This is a genomic window from Oleiphilus sp. HI0066, assembly GCF_001635725.1.
This window is the reverse complement of record NZ_LWFH01001155.1, coordinates 1-742: the sequence shown is the minus strand read 5'-3', so window position 1 is coordinate 742 and position 742 is coordinate 1. Positions and strand designations below refer to the sequence as shown.

Genomic DNA, 742 nt, shown 5'->3' with positions numbered 1-742 from the left:
CATCGGAACGATATCGCGATAAACACCGTTATCGTCGACATAGTTAAGTGTTTTTAAGCCGTACTTATTGCCAACATTGAAGTCATCAACACCATGGTCAGGCGCTGTATGTACTGCACCCGTACCGGCATCTGTTGTTACGTGATCACCAACTAGTACAGGAAGCTGCTTGTCGCGGTAAAAAGGATGAACCAACAACTCACCTTCAAGATCAGAACCTTTCGCCGAGCCAACGACTTCAAAGTTTTCAGCACCATAACGCTCCATAGCGTCATCAACGAGTGCTTGCGCAAGAACCACAAGTTCTTCGCCCAATCCTAGATCGACTTTCACTAAGGAATAATCAAGATCAGGATTCAAAGAAACCGCTTGGCTAGATGGAAGCGTCCAAGCCGTTGTTGTCCAAATTACGATAGAAAGATTTTGGCCATTATCGGCGGCATCAAATTTACCAAACACAGAAGCTCGATCGACAACATCGTAACGGGCATCAATAGCTGTACTTTCTTTGTCTTGATATTCAACTTCAGCTTCAGCCAACGCAGAACCACCCACCACACTCCAGTAAACTGGCTTGAAGCCTTTTACTAAGTGGCCGTTATCAATGATCTTGCCTAATGCACGAATAATATCGGCCTCGAACTTGAAGTCCATGGTGAGATAAGGCTTGTCCCAATCACCAAAGACACCTAAACGAATGAAGTCTTCTTTCTGACCAGCTACTTGCTTTGCTGCATATTCA

General features: G+C 44.9%; 1 protein-coding gene. It reads right to left on the bottom strand.

The window, feature by feature from the left end:
- Positions 1 to 742 (bottom strand): class I tRNA ligase family protein (locus A3738_RS15275; RefSeq protein ID WP_156504288.1); only part of this gene is annotated, 742 nt, incomplete at both ends.